This is a genomic window from Pedobacter psychroterrae, from assembly GCF_004331695.1.
GTDB classification, from domain to species: domain Bacteria; phylum Bacteroidota; class Bacteroidia; order Sphingobacteriales; family Sphingobacteriaceae; genus Pedobacter; species Pedobacter psychroterrae.
Window position 1 is genome coordinate 292,289 of sequence record NZ_SJSL01000003.1, and the last position, 18,223, is coordinate 310,511.

Annotated in this window: 16 protein-coding genes; 10 read left to right on the forward strand and 6 right to left on the reverse strand. The window is 43.9% G+C overall.

Features of this window, described 5'->3' with window-relative positions; genetic code table 11:
- Nucleotides 1-55 precede the first annotated feature (55 nt).
- The 3 genes from EZ437_RS14970 to EZ437_RS14980 all read left to right on the forward strand — a co-directional run bounded on the left by EZ437_RS14970 (nucleotide 56) and on the right by EZ437_RS14980 (nucleotide 6,181).
- A complete protein-coding gene (locus EZ437_RS14970; RefSeq protein ID WP_131596869.1) occupies nucleotides 56-2,623 on the forward strand; it encodes a TlpA family protein disulfide reductase in 2,568 nt (855 codons plus the stop codon).
- A 110-nt stretch (nucleotides 2,624-2,733) separates the two neighbouring features.
- Nucleotides 2,734-3,771, forward strand: a complete 1,038-nt coding sequence (mltG, locus tag EZ437_RS14975; RefSeq protein ID WP_131596870.1) for an endolytic transglycosylase MltG — start codon at nucleotides 2,734-2,736, stop codon at nucleotides 3,769-3,771.
- A gap of 106 nt (nucleotides 3,772-3,877) precedes the next feature.
- On the forward strand, nucleotides 3,878-6,181 hold the full coding sequence (locus EZ437_RS14980) for an alpha-L-rhamnosidase-related protein (RefSeq protein WP_205942722.1): 2,304 nt from the start codon (nucleotides 3,878-3,880) through the stop codon (nucleotides 6,179-6,181).
- A gap of 15 nt (nucleotides 6,182-6,196) precedes the next feature.
- On the opposite strand, the gene EZ437_RS14985 is transcribed toward EZ437_RS14980, so the two are convergent.
- A complete protein-coding gene (locus EZ437_RS14985; protein ID WP_131596871.1) occupies nucleotides 6,197-8,572 on the reverse strand; it encodes an ABC transporter permease in 2,376 nt (791 codons plus the stop codon).
- A gap of 300 nt (nucleotides 8,573-8,872) precedes the next feature.
- Here EZ437_RS14985 and EZ437_RS14990 point away from each other — a divergent pair, with 300 nt between their 5' ends.
- The gene (locus EZ437_RS14990; protein ID WP_131596872.1) at nucleotides 8,873-11,590 is read left to right on the forward strand and encodes a response regulator; all 2,718 of its coding nucleotides are present in this window, start codon (nucleotides 8,873-8,875) and stop codon (nucleotides 11,588-11,590) included.
- Here the strand turns inward: EZ437_RS14990 and EZ437_RS14995 are convergent.
- Nucleotides 11,585-12,379 carry an SDR family NAD(P)-dependent oxidoreductase gene (locus tag EZ437_RS14995; RefSeq protein ID WP_131596873.1) on the reverse strand — a complete coding sequence of 265 codons (795 nt, stop codon included), beginning with the start codon at nucleotides 12,377-12,379 and terminating at the stop codon, nucleotides 11,585-11,587. The two genes, EZ437_RS14990 and EZ437_RS14995, sit on opposite strands and share 6 nt — an antisense overlap.
- 186 nt (nucleotides 12,380-12,565) lie before the next feature.
- Here EZ437_RS14995 and EZ437_RS15000 point away from each other — a divergent pair, with 186 nt between their 5' ends.
- Entirely contained in the window at nucleotides 12,566-13,558 is a 993-nt protein-coding gene (locus EZ437_RS15000) for a beta-propeller domain-containing protein (protein WP_131596874.1), read from the forward strand.
- 24 nt (nucleotides 13,559-13,582) lie between these two features.
- A complete protein-coding gene (locus tag EZ437_RS15005; protein WP_131596875.1) occupies nucleotides 13,583-14,467 on the forward strand; it encodes a sugar phosphate isomerase/epimerase family protein in 885 nt (294 codons plus the stop codon).
- Here the strand turns inward: EZ437_RS15005 and EZ437_RS15010 are convergent.
- Nucleotides 14,446-15,018, reverse strand: a complete 573-nt coding sequence (locus tag EZ437_RS15010) for a hypothetical protein (RefSeq protein WP_131596876.1) — start codon at nucleotides 15,016-15,018, stop codon at nucleotides 14,446-14,448. The genes EZ437_RS15005 and EZ437_RS15010 overlap by 22 nt on opposite strands.
- 121 nt (nucleotides 15,019-15,139) lie before the next feature.
- On the opposite strand from EZ437_RS15010, the gene EZ437_RS15015 reads away from it, so the two are divergent.
- The 3 genes from EZ437_RS15015 to EZ437_RS21890 are packed head-to-tail and all read left to right on the forward strand — an operon-like array spanning nucleotide 15,140 to nucleotide 16,487.
- Nucleotides 15,140-15,652, forward strand: a complete 513-nt coding sequence (locus EZ437_RS15015; protein WP_131596877.1) for a hypothetical protein — start codon at nucleotides 15,140-15,142, stop codon at nucleotides 15,650-15,652.
- Nucleotides 15,639-16,325 carry a hypothetical protein gene (locus tag EZ437_RS15020; protein WP_131596878.1) on the forward strand — a complete coding sequence of 229 codons (687 nt, stop codon included), beginning with the start codon at nucleotides 15,639-15,641 and terminating at the stop codon, nucleotides 16,323-16,325. Before EZ437_RS15015 ends, EZ437_RS15020 begins: the two co-directional genes overlap by 14 nt.
- A 39-nt stretch (nucleotides 16,326-16,364) precedes the next feature.
- Complete coding sequence (locus tag EZ437_RS21890; protein ID WP_262708925.1) at nucleotides 16,365-16,487, forward strand: hypothetical protein; 123 nt, start codon at nucleotides 16,365-16,367, stop codon at nucleotides 16,485-16,487.
- A gap of 271 nt (nucleotides 16,488-16,758) precedes the next feature.
- Here the strand turns inward: EZ437_RS21890 and EZ437_RS15030 are convergent, their stop codons facing one another.
- Genes EZ437_RS15030 through EZ437_RS15040 form a run of 3 tightly spaced genes read right to left on the reverse strand, consistent with a single transcriptional unit; the run spans nucleotide 16,759 to nucleotide 17,988 of the window.
- Entirely contained in the window at nucleotides 16,759-16,953 is a 195-nt protein-coding gene (locus tag EZ437_RS15030) for a hypothetical protein (protein WP_131596879.1), read from the reverse strand.
- Between the two features lie 16 nt (nucleotides 16,954-16,969).
- Nucleotides 16,970-17,722: a TlpA family protein disulfide reductase gene (locus tag EZ437_RS15035; RefSeq protein WP_131596880.1), complete on the reverse strand. Its 753-nt coding sequence runs from the start codon at nucleotides 17,720-17,722 to the stop codon at nucleotides 16,970-16,972.
- Between the two features lie 29 nt (nucleotides 17,723-17,751).
- Nucleotides 17,752-17,988: a DUF6266 family protein gene (locus tag EZ437_RS15040; RefSeq protein WP_131596881.1), complete on the reverse strand. Its 237-nt coding sequence runs from the start codon at nucleotides 17,986-17,988 to the stop codon at nucleotides 17,752-17,754.
- A 70-nt stretch (nucleotides 17,989-18,058) separates the two neighbouring features.
- On the opposite strand from EZ437_RS15040, the gene EZ437_RS21640 reads away from it, so the two are divergent.
- Nucleotides 18,059-18,211 carry a hypothetical protein gene (locus EZ437_RS21640; protein ID WP_165500430.1) on the forward strand — a complete coding sequence of 51 codons (153 nt, stop codon included), beginning with the start codon at nucleotides 18,059-18,061 and terminating at the stop codon, nucleotides 18,209-18,211.
- The last annotated feature ends 12 nt before the right edge of the window (nucleotides 18,212-18,223 follow it).

Here is an 18,223-nt window from a genome sequence, read left to right on the forward strand (position 1 = left end):
TTCCGATTTTTTATATAAGTATTTTATTCCTTACTTGCGTCTACAAATTATTAATATGAAACGCTCCGCCAAACTAACATTGCTATTTCTTACGCTATTAGGTGTCCAGTCTGCCATCGCCGCTCCTAAGATACCGTCCAAATTACAGGGACTTTGGTATATCGAATCCAGCAACAAGGGTGACTGGGATGCTTTTACCATTGTAGACAATCATGTAGAATTTTTTTACGACTTGTATCAACTGGACAGCATTTCAACAGGTAAATCTGACTATCAATTGTGGGTATCGAGTAAAGCCAAGGGCAAGGTTACCTTGCGTGTGGTGCTAAGCTCCGATAGTACCGGGTCTTTTCAGTTCAATAAGTGGGATAAACCAAGAACTTGCAAACTGGTATCCAAACATCCGGATGTGGCTTACTTTCCTGTCACGGAAGCACAGAACAAGGTCAAGGGGGATTGGATATTTGCAGATAAAATAAGTAATGCATTTTCCATAAACGGTAAACAAATCCTCATGGACCAGCAAAAATGGGAGATGGTATGGTTTGGGGAGTACCTGAACAGGGAGTATCGTGCCTTGATAAAAAACAAAAAGAACTACAGATTGGTATACGTAAGCAAAAAAGGCAAATCACTTCGCGTTGCCGCGGAAGGAGCAGAGAAATTTTACACCTTAAGGGCAAGTGATCCGGCAATCTATCAAGTGCTCGGCAACTGGTACGAACCGCAGGCCAATAAATGGACTTATGGCTTCTTCGAAAATTTTGCGATCTACAACAATGAGTTCTGGGATTACCAGGGTCTGGATTTTTCAGCCAATAAAGGGAAGGTGACCTTGACGAAGGGGGCCAAAGTAATTAACCTGGTGTTTGATAAAAAGAACGATAGCCTGCTATCGGTGAAAGCTGATAATGGAGCAGTACAGGAATACAAAAGGGCAGGGAAGAACCTTCCGGCTTATCAGAGCAGGGACGAAAGCCCATTTAAAGACACCCATTTCCAGCAAATTGACACAGCCTACATCACCGGCTACCTGCGCAATGCGCCACACCTCGAGCCTTTTACGGTCTCCCGCACAAATGTCGTTAAGGGTGAAGAAGAAAATTTATATGCTGATGTCGATTCCCTGGGGCGCTTCCTGATTAAAGTTCCGCTGTTCAATACGCAGCAGGTATTTATTGACTGGCAAAGGACTAACAAAATAGGGGTTTTGGAACCTGGTGAACATTATTTTCTGCACTATGATTTTACTTCAGGGCATTATTTAATCATGGGTGACAATGAACGTTTGCATAATGAATTGGCCAAATATCAGCCTTATACTGCTTTTCGTGAATCAAATGACGATCAGTCGAGGAGAGCAGAAATTGAAAAAATGAAGGGTATGGATTACCTTGAGGCCAAGACAGCACAATTGAAAAAAGCCAATTCCTTCTTTTCAGATTACCTTAAACTCAACCCAGATCTTTCAGCAAAAACAAAATACTTTGTTAAAAACTTCAACAGGTATCAAACTGCATTTTACCTCATGCAAAAGCGTTTTGATCTGGATAGAGCTAAGCAGGAGCGTTTTCCTGAGCAATATATGGCATATGTGAAGGATTCGTTATTTACAGACCCTGTTAAACCCTTTACCTTGTCGCGTGACTTTTCCAGCTTTTGCAGGGACTATATCCAATACCTGAAAGAAGCTGATCGCTCGCCTGGAGTTTCTCATACAGAAACCTTATTTAAATTGGTGAATAACGGTAGTATTCCCGCAAACAATCAGGAGAAACAAGCCGTAAAACTTACCTGGGACATCGAACGTCTGATCGGGACAGATTCCGTAAGCAGCAGGAAACTGACTAAAACGTTGACCCCCGCCATGGCAAAACTCGCAGGGGATCTGAAATCCAGGCATGAGTCAACTATTACGGATGCGGCGGTTGAAACCCTATGGTCTAATGTCTTAGCTTCAGATTATGCTTTTTACCAAAAATATATTACTGACGAAGACATCAGAAATTCTTATTACAGCCAGGCAGTAATGGGCAATCTGGACATGACCAGGAAGCCATTGGAAACCAAACATTTTGAAGCCTTGTTACGCGAAATCAAATCGCCTGTGTTCCGGAGCAGTGTGATGGATTACCAGAATTACCTGCTCAAAAAAACAACCATAGATTTCACCTATGCAGCAAGCCTTAAAAACACGGAGCACTTAAAATCTTCAAAAGATGCCGACTCGCTGCTTAAGGAACTCCTAGCGCCATATAAAGGAAAAGTGGTCTATATCGATTTCTGGGGCACCTGGTGTGGTCCTTGCAGGGAGGAAATGAAATATGTGGGTAAAGCAAAAGAAGCATTGAAAGGTAAGGATGTGATCTTCATGTATTTTGCCAACAGTTCGCCAGAATTTACCTGGAAGAACATGATCAAAGAAATGGATCTGACGGGCGAAAATGTAGTTCATTACAAGCTTCCGGATCTCCAGCAGAATATGTTGGAACGTCGGCTTTCAGTCAGTTCCTTCCCGACGTACATGCTGGTAAATAAAGCGGGTGAAATCACTACGGCTAAAGCCCCAAGGCCGAGTAATCCAATTGGCCTGGTGGCAGCGGTTGATGAGCTGCTGAAGTAAAGACTAAAATTGAACTGAGCCATCAATAGATTAATTCTGGTTATAAGGACAATTTTATATATTAGAGCCGATATTAATTTCATGTTGGAATTTAAACTGAGGCTCATTCAATGAAGGTTTTAAAGTTTCTTAGTGTTTTAGTGGTTTTTGCAATCATAGGGTTTTCATATTGGATTTATAGCTCTTTGAATGCCCCTCATGCGCACAGTAAAACTAATCAGTACATACAAATCCCGCAAGGCTCATCGACCGGTCAAATACTCGTTAAACTTGCTGCTGAAGGAATCCTTTCCAGTCCGCTTCCGCTGAAGGTATATCTGAAAATTACCGGCAGTGGCAATGAGATGCAGGCTGGTGAATATCTATTCGATTCACCAATTACCCCACTTGAGGTACTGGGCGAGTTGAATAATGGAAGGCTGCGGACGGTGAAATTAACCATCCCGGAGGGTTTTACCCGCTTTGATATTGCTAAAAGAATAGCCAAGCAATTCCCTCAAAATCCACCGGAAGGCGAAAATGCCGTATTGAACCTTATGGAGGATATTTCACTCATTAAAGATATAGCTCCGGAAGCTAAAAATCTTGAAGGTTATATGTACCCGAATACTTATGATTTTCAACGCACTGTTACCACCCGGGCTATCCTGGAGAAAATGGTCGGGGAATTTAAAAAGATTTGGAAGCCTGAATATGCAGATCGCGCGCTTCAGTTGAAAATGACACCGCACAAGATAATTACCATTGCTTCTCTTATCGAAACGGAATCGCGATTGGACGAAGAGCGTGCTATCGTAGCTTCAGTAATCTATAATCGTCTGAGCAAAGGAATGCCGCTTGGGATAGATCAGACTGCTGTTTACATAGCGAAGATGGAAAATCGTTGGGATGGGATAATACACAAAAGCGACCTGGAGTCAAATTCTCCGTACAACACCAGAAAGATTGTCGGTCTTCCCCCGGGGCCAATTTCGTCAATTTCTGAAAGCTCCATCAAAGCCGCCCTTTATCCTGCCACCACAAACTATATCTATTATGTTTTAAACGTGGAGAAGAACGATAAGTCTCATAGATTTTATTCAACGGCTGCAGAATTCGAGCGTGGAAAAGCTGCCTATCAGGCATGGCTGAAAAAGGAGCGTAGATGAAAGATTTATACATTAGCTACACTTTCATCACCCATGTAAGTACAGGATAGTGGGGTAATCTAAAAGCATTATATTAGGGTGTTTTAATATCTTACACACTAACCAAATGATTAAACCCATAAGAAGCGGCATCATTGTGCTCTGCATGCTTTGCCAAGCCTTTTGTTTCCGTGCCGCAGCCCAGTCTACCGAAGCAGCTCAATGGATTGTTCCATCGACATCTAAGGACGAGCCTAACTCGTGGCTGGCTTACAGAAAAGTAGTTAGCCTAAGCGAAAAACCAACCCAAACAATCACCAAGATTGCCGCAGATAGTAAATATTGGTTATGGATCAATGAAAAGTTGGTCGTTTTTGAGGGAGGTCTGAAAAGAGGTCCTGATCCCGATAATACCTACTACGATGAAATTAACCTGGCTCCTTATCTGCTTAAGGGAAAAAATACCATCGCTGTGTTGGTATGGTATTTTGGAAAAGAAGGATTCTCTCATAAAAGCAGTGGAAAAGCAGGGCTTTACATCGAAAGTCAGGCCCCATCCCTTAACAGCAACAAAACCTGGAAAACTGAACAGTTAAAAGCTTATCAAACTGCAGCAGCTCCCGTGCCTAATTACCGCCTGCCTGAATCCAGCATTCTATATGATGCTTCAAAAGAACTGGGCAACTGGCAGGGCCGGGAGTTCAATGACACCAGCATGCAGCCAGCAAGGGAATTGGGTACCTATGGGACATCGCCATGGAATAAGCTGGTCAAAAGGCCAATTCCTTTATTCAAAGACTTCGGCTTAAAAAATTATACGAAGGCACCGAAAATGCCTTTTGTCAGCAAGGGTGATACCATCGTTTGTAATTTACCTTACAACGCCCAGATCACACCGTATTTTAAGATTGAAGGCGCAGCGGGTCAGAAGATCACCATGTACACCGACAATTACCTGCTATTTCTGGGAGGAGAAGTTAATCTGAGAGCTGAATACATTACTAAAGATGGTATCCAGGAATACGAAAGCCTTGGCTGGATCAATGGACATAAGGCATACTATGTGATTCCAAAAGGGGTCAAGGTCACCGCGCTGAAATATAGGGAAACTGGCTATGACACCGAATTCAGCGGCAGTTTTACTAGTTCCAGTGCCTTTCTGAACAAGCTTTGGCATAAAGCACAGCGCACCCTATACCTCAACATGCGCGACAGTTATATGGACTGCCCCGAACGGGAAAGGGCACAATGGACGGCAGACGCAGTCAATGAATCCGGACAGGCATTCTACGCGCTTTCTAAATCCAGTACCGCAATGTCCCGCAAGTGGCTCCACGAACTGGTTGCCTGGCAAAAAAAAGACAGCAGCCTTTTCTCTCCTTCCCCTGCCGGAAATTGGGATAAGGAATTGCCCGATCAGTCTATGGCCAGTGTGGGCTATTATGGCTTATGGAATTATTACCTGCACTCAGGAGATAAGCAGACACTAAAAGATGTTTACGATGCTGCGAAGCGTTATGTAGCAGCATGGAAACTCAATGAAAAGGGCACAATCATCTTCAGACCGGGCGGCTGGACCTGGGGCGATTGGGGTGATAACCGCGATATGTTGCTCTTATACAACCTATGGTACTATATGGGGCTGAAAGGTATGCAGCTCACCGCCGATGAACTTGGCAAATCTACGGATGCTGAATATTACAGGCAACTCATGCAGCGATTTAAAACTTCCTTCAATGCCCAATTCTGGAACGGTAACTCCTATCGAGATCCTGATTATAAAGGGAAAACAGATGACCGTACACAAGCACTTGCAGTGTTGGCAGACGTAGCGGACGCTGAAAAGTACCCGGCCATATTAAAGATCTTCCAAACCGAAGAACATGCCAGCCCCTATATGGAAAAGTATGTTTTTGAGGCCATGTTCGCTATGGGATATGAGAAAGAGGCGCTCGCAAGACATGAAAAACGCTTCACACCCATGGTAATGAACAGTAAATTTACTACCCTTTTTGAAGTTTGGAACATAGACAGCAATGGAGTAGGGGGTGGCACTATTAACCATGCCTGGAGTGGTGGCGGACTAACTATTCTCTCGCAATATCTGTCCGGGGTATCCCCGATTACTCCGGGCTACAAACAATTCAGCGTAAAGCCGCAGCCCGGTGACGTCAGTAGTTTCAAAACACTGGTTCCATCTGTAGCAGGTGACATTAAAGTATCCTGGAATAATCAGGTAGCATCAGCCACTCTAGAGGTTACCGTTCCCAAGGGAACAGAAGCCATGGCCACTATGCCAAAAGGCAGTTATGACCACATTCTCCTAAACAGTAAAAAAGTATGGAGCAAGCAGGACAATGGCAAACCTCAGATGTTCAGACTAACAGCAGGCTCCTGGACTTTGAAAGGTATAAAAATTAGCAATTACTAGTAGCTACATATCTGCCTACTGTTCGTACTTAAGCGCTTCCGCGGGATTGGCCCTGGCAGCCTTATACGCTTGAAAACTGACTGTCAGAAATGCGATGGCGGCAGTGCCGATGATTGATATCAATATAACCGTCAATGAAACGCTTGTTCGGAATTCAAAATTAGTAAGCCATCTGTTCATCAGGTAATAAGCCAAAGGTACGCCAATACAAGCAGCAATAAACACCATTTTGAGGAATGAAAAAGAAAGCAGGCTCATGATACTAGCCACCGAAGCACCCAATACGCGGCGCACACCAAATTCCTTCGTACGCTGTTCCGCACTGTAAGCCACCAGGCCGTATAGCCCCATGCAGGAAATAAATATCGCGATGCCGCCAAACAGGTTAGCCAGTATGCCCAGGATCTTTTCCGACTGCAGTTTTGCAGTATACAGATCATCAACAAACTTGATGTCGACCGGATATGCCGGATTGATGCTTTTGACGACAGCAGAGATCAATTCCACATTTTTACTCAAACTATTGGCCGGATTTAAACGCAGATTGATGTTAAAGCTCTTATCTCTGTTAAAATTGATGACCATTGGTCTTCCAGCCTCATAAGGCGAATCCCAAATGAAATCTTTGAATACCCCAATTACCTTCAGATCGTTGCCATTCAGTTTCACCATAGTACCCAGCGGACTTTGAAGATTCATCACTTTCACTGCCGAGCTGCTCAGCATAATCCCTGCCGTATCAGAGGCAAAATCTTTAGAGAAATCACGTCCTGCTACTAGCTCCACACCGCTGGTCTTCACAAAATCGTAAGTTGTTTCCAAACGGTTAAAAACAATATCCTGTCCTCCCGAAGGCATTTCCGGCCATTCGAAACCCCAAAACCAGTTGCTCACGCTTGAAAAACTGCCAGAGGCCTGGTTTACGGCAGTGACGGCGCCTGTTTTCAAAACCTCCGATTTAAAGACTTCAAATTTGCGGGATAGCTCGCCCTCCTGAGGCAATTCTACCAGCAGATTTGCGTGGTAGCCAATTGGCCTGTTCTTTATGAAGTTGATCTGTTTGTAAATTACCAGCGTAGCGATGATCAACATAATGGCAAAGCAAAACTGGCCCACCACCAATACCTGCCTCAAATTCACCGGGACTGCCTTTGCCCTTGCGGTCTTTCTTTTTAAAGTTTGAATGGGGTTGAAAGAAGACAGGAACAGCGCAGGATATAATCCCGACAGTAATCCGGTTACCAATACCACTCCAAAAATTACCAGCCAATACCAGATATTGCCATAGTCTATTGCAATTTCTATACTCAGCAAATTGTTGAACATAGGTAAAGTAAGCTCCACAATGGCTATTGCCGCTAATACACTTCCCAATGTCAGTACCATCGCTTCCGTAAGGAACTGCATCACCAGTGAAGCCCTTGTGGCGCCGATGGTCTTCTTGATGCCCACTTCCTTTGCCCTGCGCTCCGATTTGGCGGTCGCCATATTCATGAAATTTATGCAGGCGATCAATAAGATGCCAAAGGCCAGGCCAACAAACAGAAAAATTCTTTCAATGTCACCACCAGCATTTTTTCCGTTAACGAATTTATTATAGAGGTGCTTTTTAGCGAATGGAAATAAGAAATTCTCCGTTTTGCTATCCGGACTTCTCTCGTTAAATATGCCTTTGATCTTGCTGTTGATTAAACCGACTTTTGACGGATCGTTTACCTTTACCATCGCCAGCCAGCTGAAACTGCCCCAATCCGGATTTTTGGCCCTTTCATTCACCAACTCATAGAAAGACCAGGGCAAGACATAATCGAACTTAATGGTGGTGTTACCCGGAAAATCTTTGATCACACCGGTGATGGTCAAGTCCCTTTCATTTTTGTATTTTAAGCTTTTGTTAAGCACATTGACCCCGCCAAACAACAGCTTTGCAGTCTGCTCTGTTAGGACGACAGAATTGGGTACATCCAGCGCTGTAGCGGGATTACCTGCTATAAATTCATAATTATAGATCTTCAGTATTTCCGGGTCTGCAAATATTTCCACTCTTTTGAAGCCTGTTCTGCCATTTGCAATGAGTGTCTCCCTGCCTCCGGCGATGCGTGTTACCGCATCAACTTCTGGTACACGTTTTCTGATCTCTCCGGCGATGCCATTCCCCGGGGCGTCACCCGTACTGGTGATCTTTCCTGATGCATCCTGAAAATTGGTCATTACCTGATAAACCTTGTCGGCATCTTTGAATTCCTTGTCGAAATTCCATTCGTAGTTCACGTACAATAGCAGTAATAGGCAGGAGGCCAGGCCTATCGCCAGTCCGACGACATTAATCACAGAAGAAGTCTTGTTTCTCCAGAGGTTTCGCAAAGCGATTTTTAAATTGAGTCTGAACATTGATCTCCAATTCACCAAGTTAGTGCCAAGATCGGTAAAAGCTTTAAATTGCTGTTACACCATACTTTCTTTCTAAATCGACGGGGGAAACCGTTCATTATTGAACATCCACCGTACGCTGCCGGACACCAGAATGGCCGGGCTTCAGCTACACGGTTCGATACACTGCATGTAACTTAACCGGCTTTCGCGTTTAACTTAATGGTATCTTAACAATACTTTCTGGATCCTTCAGTAAGTTTGTGCGTGCGTTTCGCCTATTTGTTAAAATCTTTCAGGACAAGGCTTGTTTTAAGCTTTTTGAGTTTTATTTTCGTGATACTAGGCTGGGCGGGGGTATACCAAACGCTTAATGAGCAGCAGCGCCAGATACAGAGGTTTGTCACACGGCTTGCTGCGGTCCAGGTCAAATACCTGGAAAGCTCCGTCTATTTGCAGCAGTTCATGTTGAAGGGTTTTCACGAAACTGCCTTTTACGCAACGGGAAAACAAAGAGACATTGATCTTTTTTTAAATCATCAAAGCCAGATCAATAAAGAACTCGCACTGCTGAAGAAATCAGCTGCCCGGTACAAATTAAATGTCGATCAGTCGATAGATGGCCTTGACAGCGCCAACAGTCAAGCGATTGATTTAGGAAGAAAGTTGAAGCTCCTGTACTATCAAAAGGGATTCCAGGATCAGGCACTCGAAGGGCAGATGCGTGATTATGCACATTTTTTAGAAGACTCAACTGGTGTCAGCAAAATAGATGTTCTGCAACTTCGTCGTCATGAAAAAGATTACCTGTTACGGGGTAATTTGGCATTTGCCAATTCTTTTGCCTTGCAAATGGACAGGACACTAAAGAGTGTAGCAACTGGAAGTATCAGCCAGCGGGCATTGATCAATTATCGTGACTGTTTTAATCGCCTGGTTCATATATCAGAAGTCCTGGGTATCCATAAAAGTAAGGGAGTGATGCCGCAGACGCTGGCAAATATAAAACAGTTTGGAAAGCGTTACTCGGAACTGGTAGCGGCAACAAACCAGCGTGTTAACCTGTCGGAAGCCAATTTTAATTTTCTGATGATACTGTCAACAACGCTCGCCCTGGCTTTGGTATTATTGTTAAGCTGGGTGCTTTCCAAATACCTCACCAGGGACATCAAAGAGCTGAACAGAAGGATGTCTAACTTCATACAATCTGATTTCAAAGTACTGTCAGAAACAGAATCTGATAATAAATTTCTTCCCAATAGCCGTGAGATAGAACAGCTCAACCACGATTTCATGCTGCTAAAAGTTCATTTAAGGGATTATCTGGGTAAAATTAATGATCACAATGAGCAGTTGCGGTTGCAGGCAGGACAGCTTCAGGAACTGAACGAAGAACTTCAGGTACAGTCCGAAGAACTCACCGTGCAATCGGAAGAGCTGGTCCAACAACAGCAACAGGAGTATGCTGCCCGTCAGGAAGCCGAAAAGGCAAACCAGGCAAAAAGTGTTTTTCTGGCAACCATGAGCCATGAGATCCGCACGCCTATGAACGGGGTGTTGGGTATGGCCTCGCTCTTATATGAAACTCCCCTCAATACAGAGCAAGCTGAGTATGTAGAGACAATCCGCAATAGCGGAGAAACCCTGATGAATGTGATCAATGACATTCTTGACTTTTCCAAGATTGAATCCGGAAAGCTGGAACTTGACCTGCACGATTTCGATCTGCGCTATTGTATCGAAGAGGTGATGGATCTCTTTGCAGGTAAAGCTGCTTTAAATGATATTGACCTGGTGTATCAGATCGAAAACAATGTTCCTTTACAACTCCTGGCTGATAGCCTTCGTTTGAAGCAGGTGCTGATTAATTTAATCGGAAATGCGCTTAAATTTACCAATTCTGGAGAGATATTTCTTCAGGTGAGCCTGGCAGGCCCCGAACGAAACCGGGAAGCAGTAGAACTGGTATTTAAAGTTACCGATACCGGAATTGGTATACCCGAGGAAAAACTAGCCGGGCTATTTACCGCCTTTACCCAGGTCGATTCTTCTACCACACGCAAGTATGGCGGTACCGGATTAGGTCTGGCAATTAGCGCCAGACTCGTAGCGCTGATGGGTGGCAGCATCTCCGTGCAGAGTAGCCCTGGACAGGGGGCATCTTTCCAGTTCAGCATGCAAGCTGAAATGAGCGCGCAAAAGCTGCGTCATCAGCCATTGTGTATGATGAGCGGACTGAACGGAAAGCGGGTGCTTGTAGTAGATGACAACCAGACCAACCGTAAGATATTGCAGGTACAACTCGAACAATGGAAGCTGTTGCCGGTGATGGCTAGCTCTGGTCAGGAAGCACTCTCCATACTGTCACATCAGGGATTTGATCTGGTAATCAGCGACATGCAGATGCCTGAAATGGATGGGGTGGACTTGGTAACACGGATCCGGGAAATGAATGCACTACTGCCATGTGTGCTGCTTAGTTCAATTGGTGATGAAACAAGGAGCAAGTATCCGCATTTATTTACTGCGGTACTTACCAAGCCGGTTAAACAACAACAGTTGTGCAAGGTTGTGCAAATGAGCTTGGAGCATCTAGCTGAAGTCCTGCAAGCCGAACCCAATAAAACAGATCTGTCAAGACCAGAATTTGCAGAAGCACACCCATTACGCATCCTGGTTGCCGAAGACAATTACATCAACCAGAAGTTGATCATTAGGATATTGACCAAGCTCGGGTATGAACCGATGCTTGCTCAAAATGGACTTGAAGTGATTATGTTAATGCAGGTTCATACTTTCGATCTTATTTTGATGGACGTGCAAATGCCGGAGATGGATGGTCTGGAAGCAACCAGGCTCATTCGCTCAACTCATTCCGTTCAGCCAATGATCATCGCCATGACTGCTAATGCCATGCTCGAAGACAAAGAGATGTGCCTGGCCGCTGGCATGGACCATTATTTATCAAAGCCGATCAGTATAGACCTGCTGCTGGCAGCACTTTCCATGGAGCGGAAGTTTGATAGGACCTCGCTATAAAATTGACCTGACCAGCCCGCCCTCTGCCCTAATCGCGGCTCCGTTTGTTGCCGAGGCCAGCGGGCTTGTATAATAGGTCACGATGTTTGCGATCTCTTCCACGGATGCAAAGCGCTGTAGCAATGAAGTAGGCCTTAGATTCTTAAAGAAATCGGTCTCCACTTCAGCGGTTGAAATATTGCCTGCTTTGGCCAGATCTTCAATAAAGGTCCCGACTCCTTTGGACTTGGTAGGTCCTGGAAGGATTGCGTTAACGGTAACGCCAGTCCCCTTGCTGAGTTCTGCGAGGCCCCTGCTTACAGCCAGCTGTGCGGTTTTTGTCATTCCATAATGTATCATTTCATCCGGGATAAACACCGCGGATTCGCTGGAAATAAAAATGATGCGGCCCCAGTTCTTTGCCATCATCTTTGGAAAGAGGTCCCTGGAGAGCCTGATGCCGCTCATCACATTGATTTCAAAGAACCGAAACCAGTCTTCGTCGGGAATTTCCGCAAACGGTTTTGGCTCAAAAATACCTGCGTTGTTAACCAGGATGTCTACGTCGGGTAATTGCGAGATCAGGTTACTAACTGCAGCAGCATCCGAAAAGTCGGCTGCCAGTCCCGATACCTCTGCTCCGGCGACAAGCAGTTTTAGCTCCTCTACGGCTGCGCTGACACCTTCTTCAGTTCTGCCATTGATGATGACCCTGGCACCTTCCTTAAGTAAACTATGGGCGATGGCGAATCCGATTCCTGCGGTCGATCCACTGATAAATGCTGTTTTATTATGAAGCTGTAAGTCCATTGTACTAATTTATTTATCAAAAGTACACTTAAGCGTTCCACAATGTTGCAGGAGGAAACAATTGTGGCATTCCGCTGACGGCTTAACTGAACTGGCAAATTTGCCGGCAACGATTGCGTACTTTTTAGCGGTCGGGACCTTGGTTTTTCACCTGATGTTGATTACCCTTGTATAAGGTATGATGATATGAAAAAATTACTGTTACTACTGGTTATCGTGTTGCTCAGTGATGTGTTGGGCAATACAATCTTAGCACAAACCCCCACTCAAAGGCCAGTGGCCCCTGATGATTTACCTGGAAATGGACTAAAACAGTACGACTTCTTTTATGCGGGTGAAGCTAAATCGCGCAACATGTATATTGTTCGCAAAGGTCAGGTCACATGGTCTTACATTGATACCACAGGTAGGGGAGAGATCAGTGATGCGATATTGATGAAAAATGGAAATGTGCTGTTTGCTCACCAGTATGGCGTGACTTTGATTGACCGCGATAAGAAAGTGCTTTGGCAATACCAGGCACCCGAAGGTACGGAAACACATACCGCTCAGCTGATTGGTAAAGCGCATGTAGTATTGGTACAAAATGGCAATCCTGCTAAGGTGCTGGTGATGAACATTAAAACAAACCAGGTGGAAAAGGAATTTGCCATACCTTTCAAGAGTGATACCCACGGGCAAATACGGCATGCAAGATTAACGCAAAAAGGTACACTGTTGGTCGCTCATATGGATCTGGGAAAAATAAATGAATATGATTTTGATGGTAAGCTGATATCTTCCATCGACGAGCCAAGTGTCTGGTCGGCCGTCCCATTGAAAAGTGGAAATCTGCTTACCGCAAGCAATCGAAATATTGTTAAGGAAATCGCTCCTAATGGAAGTGTGGTTTGGGAGTTTCCCTTATCTGAGATTCCCGGTTATAGCATCACAAGCCCTCAAATTGCGTTACGACTTCCCAATGGGAATACACTGGTCAACAACTGGTTCAATCAATGGAGTAGCAAACTGGATTTGAAGAATCCTCCTGTACAGGCGATTGAAGTGACGCCGGAAAAAAAGATTGTATGGGCGTTACGTTCCTGGTCGGCTCCTGACTTAGGCCCATCTACTACCATTCAATTGTTGGATGACCCTAATAATACTTACGAAAAAGCTTTTTTTGGCGCTATCAGGTGATTGGCGCTGTAAATTTTGGATATCATGTTTTTAAATCGATCATTATTACTCATACTGCTGCCCTTTATGGGTCAGCTCCTGGAAACAGCAAACTTACAAAATAGGCCGAAAATGCCGACGGTTGGCATAGTGGTTCCCATTGAGCAGGACGAGCTAGCCTACAGCGCAGGTTTCCGTTTCATTTGTGAATCGGCCAGGAAAATGATTGCTCCCTCATTGTCCGCTGAAGCGGCTGCGTCCAAAAGAACACAGATTAAATCTGCAAAGTGCAAAGTACTGTCCTGCAATTTATTTTTCCCCGGCAACATCAAGATCGCCGGTCCACAGGTAAACGAGCAGCGGGTGCTTGGTTATGCAGATTCCTTGTTACATCTGGCCAGTCAGGCGGGGGTTCAGTATCTGGTACTTGGTAGCGGGGAATCCAGAAAACTTCCTAATGACTACGACCAGCGTATCGCTAAAGATAACTTTGTTTTGCTTTGCAAGAAGCTCGCCAAGCTGGCGAAAAAACATAAAATAATGATCGTCCTGGAGAATCTGAACAGTGGCGAAACAAATTTTTTGAATACCGTCAACCAGGCAGCCGATATTGTGCGGCGTGTGGATGCGCCGTCCTTTAAATTGAATGCAGATATCTATCACATGATGCGTGAATCTGAACTACCGGAAGAGATCTTATCAGCAGGTTCGCTGATCGCTTACTGTGAAGTTGCCGAAAAACAGACCCGATCACTACCGGGCGTTGCCGGGGATGACTTCAGGCCATACCTAGCTGCTTTAAAGAAGATCAATTACCATGGGTTTATTTTCATTGAGGGCAATACAAAGCAGCCTTCGGTCGATGTGCCTTCCTCTTTCAAATATATTTCCGGACAGATTAGCGAAGTTTACCAATTCGGCGGCAAATAGCCATTAACTGAACCAGGCTCAAACTGGTAAACGGCTCTGTAGTTCGTTTGGTAATGTTTTTCATCCATCTTGCCCCTTCCTATATGTGTAGTCTTAACGATAACGAGCTGCCCCTTTGTTAAATAGGCATAAGAATAGTAGAATTGCCTCCGTGGTTGGTTCATGAATTGAATAACCACTTTATCATCTTTTATACGATAGTAGCCTTCAAATAAGGTAGCGCGCCCGGAGGGGGAAGGATCACTAATCCGCCGATTGAATGCCTTCATATAATCATTGTCAGTTTTCAATTCATGATTGGGATCAACTAACATATTTACCTGTCCGGTAGGATAAAACTTATAAATGGTAGCTACTTCTTTTTTATCAGATAGATACACACCATCAGTCTGGAGCAGGGAGGCCTTGTCTAATTGAAATTCTTTTGAATAGAAGGAATAGTCATCCCTGACGTAGTACTTTTTAAAGTTACAGCCAGCAAAGAGCCACACCAGCACCAATAAAAGCTTAGAGCAATTTAACGTCTTGAATCTTAGGTTCTTTAAAGGCATATGGACGATGGGAGAGAGAGGAGTATCAAATGGTCTCCTAAGCAAATATTCTAATTACTTCTTGAATTATCAAGTAGTTGCTATATTAGAAAACGCTTTGAGTAATGACAAGCACGAAAATATGAAAGCATTGATTCGATTTTTTCATCCAACCATTTCTGTTTTAGCCGTTAAAGTATTCCTGCTTTTTTTCCTGGTGGTGCCCATCGGCTGCAAAAACAATGAACCAGCTTTTGTTGTGAAAGGACACAAAATGGTTATCAAAGATGTAAAGGTAAATGTTGAACTGCTTAAACAAGACAGTATAGCGATCGCCACAGTGTATTACGATGGAAAGCCCTATGAAATCCTGAATCAAGGTACCCTTCGCTACATGATTTACGTGTCTTACCGGAATCAGCTGTTTCATAAATTTGAGGTGGACAATTTGCATGGGAAGGTGAAGGGTCAGCCGGTCAATGAGATAATTTTTAAAAGAAACGATGACGGAGCAATATTGGTAGCTTACAGAGCATTTACAGAAAATGTTGATACTGCTGCTACTGCCTTAAGGCCTTGGAATAAATTTGCTGCCGGGCACGACACAACGACTTTTAACAAAGAGAAATTTATAGCATTTTATGAAACTAAATAGCAAAGTCGGGCTACTAATAGTATTGTGTCTATTAGGTGCATCATGTGTTCAAAAGCCGCGAGCCGATGATTGTAAATCCGGGCAGGAATTGGTGTATGAAAATGCCGGATTTTCCAGTTATACCGAAGACCGCATCAGGGCTGCCGGGGTAGTCACTTTTCAATTAGAACTCAACGGTATGCTAACTATCTATGACCTGGATACTGCAGTATTCGGTGAGGTGGTGAGGAATGAAGATGGCAGCTATTTTACGGTGAATTTACCGCAGAAGATTGTCGCCAGGTGGATAGTGCCCCAGGATGATTTTTCGTCCTTTCATTTCGATGCTGAAGCAGTGGATAGCTCCAGCGATTACCTGGAAATCTATGTCAACAGCGCAAAGAGGCTGGTAAAAAAAGATCAAGTAACATATACCTTTAGCCCCTGGACAGAATATTTGAAAAGTTCCAGCATTAAACTTAAGGCTTGCAATCTGTTGAAAAATGCGGATGGGGAATCCCTCGCTTCCAGCAAAGATCAGATATTTGAAGTGTTGGCCGTCAAAGGAGACCTGATCCAGATAAAGTCATCCAAAGAATGTCTGCCGGATGGAACTTCATTCAGGGAGCTGGAGGGTTGGCTGAAATGGAAATCAGGTGATGACTTGCTGATTGATTTTGCTTCTTGCGACTAATTGTCTGCTTCAATTGCCTGTGCCATTCACTGCGCCGCATTGCCACTGGTTGTTACGTATCTGCCGTTAATCGGTCTGGAGTTCCTGGCCAATGTATGGGTGGAGATCAGTATGATTGTCTTGTCATGCCTATTTTGGTACTGGTCGTGGGTTTTGCACTGATTGCTATCGGACATTTTCTCCTGCATGAGCTCGAAGGATTTTTAATTCCCCTGGGTGGTTGTACAATTGCGGGGGCTCATTATCTCAACTGGAAACTCAGTAAAACCTGCGCTCTGTAAATTTGATAGTATGAAGATAAAAAAATTACTTTACCAGCAATACCTCAAAAGCAAAACGTTGCCAAGGTGATGAGTTTTTGGAAGAAAATTAAGCAGTTTAATTTAAGTAGCTTGATCCAAATATCAGTGGCAGTTTATCAGCCCGGATTTTCTTAATTTGCAGCCCTGGTGGTTTTCTGTTTTGGGTACCTGAGTACCTGAACTAGAATGAAGACCCCTACAAATAATGCGATCATTGGCCATGGGGCGTTTAAAACAAACCGCAGGAACAAAACCTCAATGGTTACCCAGATCAGGATGCTCCTGATAAGTTGGCTTAGTGAATTTACCGGATCGAAACCTTTCATATCCTAAATATATAAATTACTTAGAGACCCCTACCAGTTCCTTAATAATCTTTGTAAAGTAATTATCAGGGCTATCTGGAGAAATCTCCTTGCCCTGCAGATCCAATGGGTAATTGTGCTGGATGTATCTTACAATGCCAGCCTTATCTACAAATATATTCCTCGGCAAGCCGCTGATGTGGATCGATTTTGCATATTCTCCACCGTTTGCCAGTACTGCAAAGTTAAATTCCTTGTTTTTTAAAAAGCCGACCAGGTCCTTTTCTTCCACGCGATCATCTGTAATAGATATAAAGTTCATGTGCGCTCCGTAAATATCCTTGAGCTTACTCAACTGAGGCATCTCGGCGATGCATGGTTTACATTGCGTATTCCAAAAGTTGATCAATGTTGGCTTACCCTGCAGTTCATCAGAAGAAGTGACTGCTCCATTGAGATCGGATAAGCTGAATCCCGGGAGCTTTTTATTGAGCAGCAAAAAGATTGAATCCTGCTCATACTTCAATGTTACCGTTTTGCGTGGCTGACCGTTCAGGTTAGCCCTCGAAAAAGTTAAGAAGTTCACTATGGTGTCTTTGCTTATTACCTTGTGGTAAATGATAGGTGTTACCTGATAGGTCAAGGGAGTATTACGTTGCATGGTATCAATGAATGCTTTGACATTTTCTTCAGTATACAAGATTCCATTGTTAAAAGTATATAGGTTGCGTTGGGCAAAACTGCTAAGAGCAGTCACGAGCAGTAATAGTACCAGTAGATTTATTTTCATAAAGCGTTTATCTTTAGACGGTGACGCGATTATATGTTACACTTGAATCCCAATTGATACCTGCTTTTCGACACCAGTAGCTGGTCAGTCGCCGAGTTGAAGGCTACATAAATATGTACTATATCACCACTATACTCAGCTGGTAAATGCATAGTATAGGTTTCCAAAGAGCGTGCGGCTATATTCCTTGCCCTCACAAAATCATCCTTCACAGGGTTGTAGACCAGTACGGTCAGTCTTGTCAGTGGCAGCCTTAAAGAGATCATCGTTGCCGCTGTCTACCCAGTTAATGTCACCCTCTAGATGTAATATTGCTTAAATTTATATATCCCATTTGTGAGAAGTGGACTGTGGCTGATCAAAAAGCCTAAACTATCTGATTTCTTCGGCGCGTTACCAGGTGTATTTGGTGCCGGTCTTAAATACCAAAAAGAGGTAAGAATCGCTAAAAAAACAACTTACTTTGAAGCCGAAGTATCTACAATATAAATTTTCTTTTAT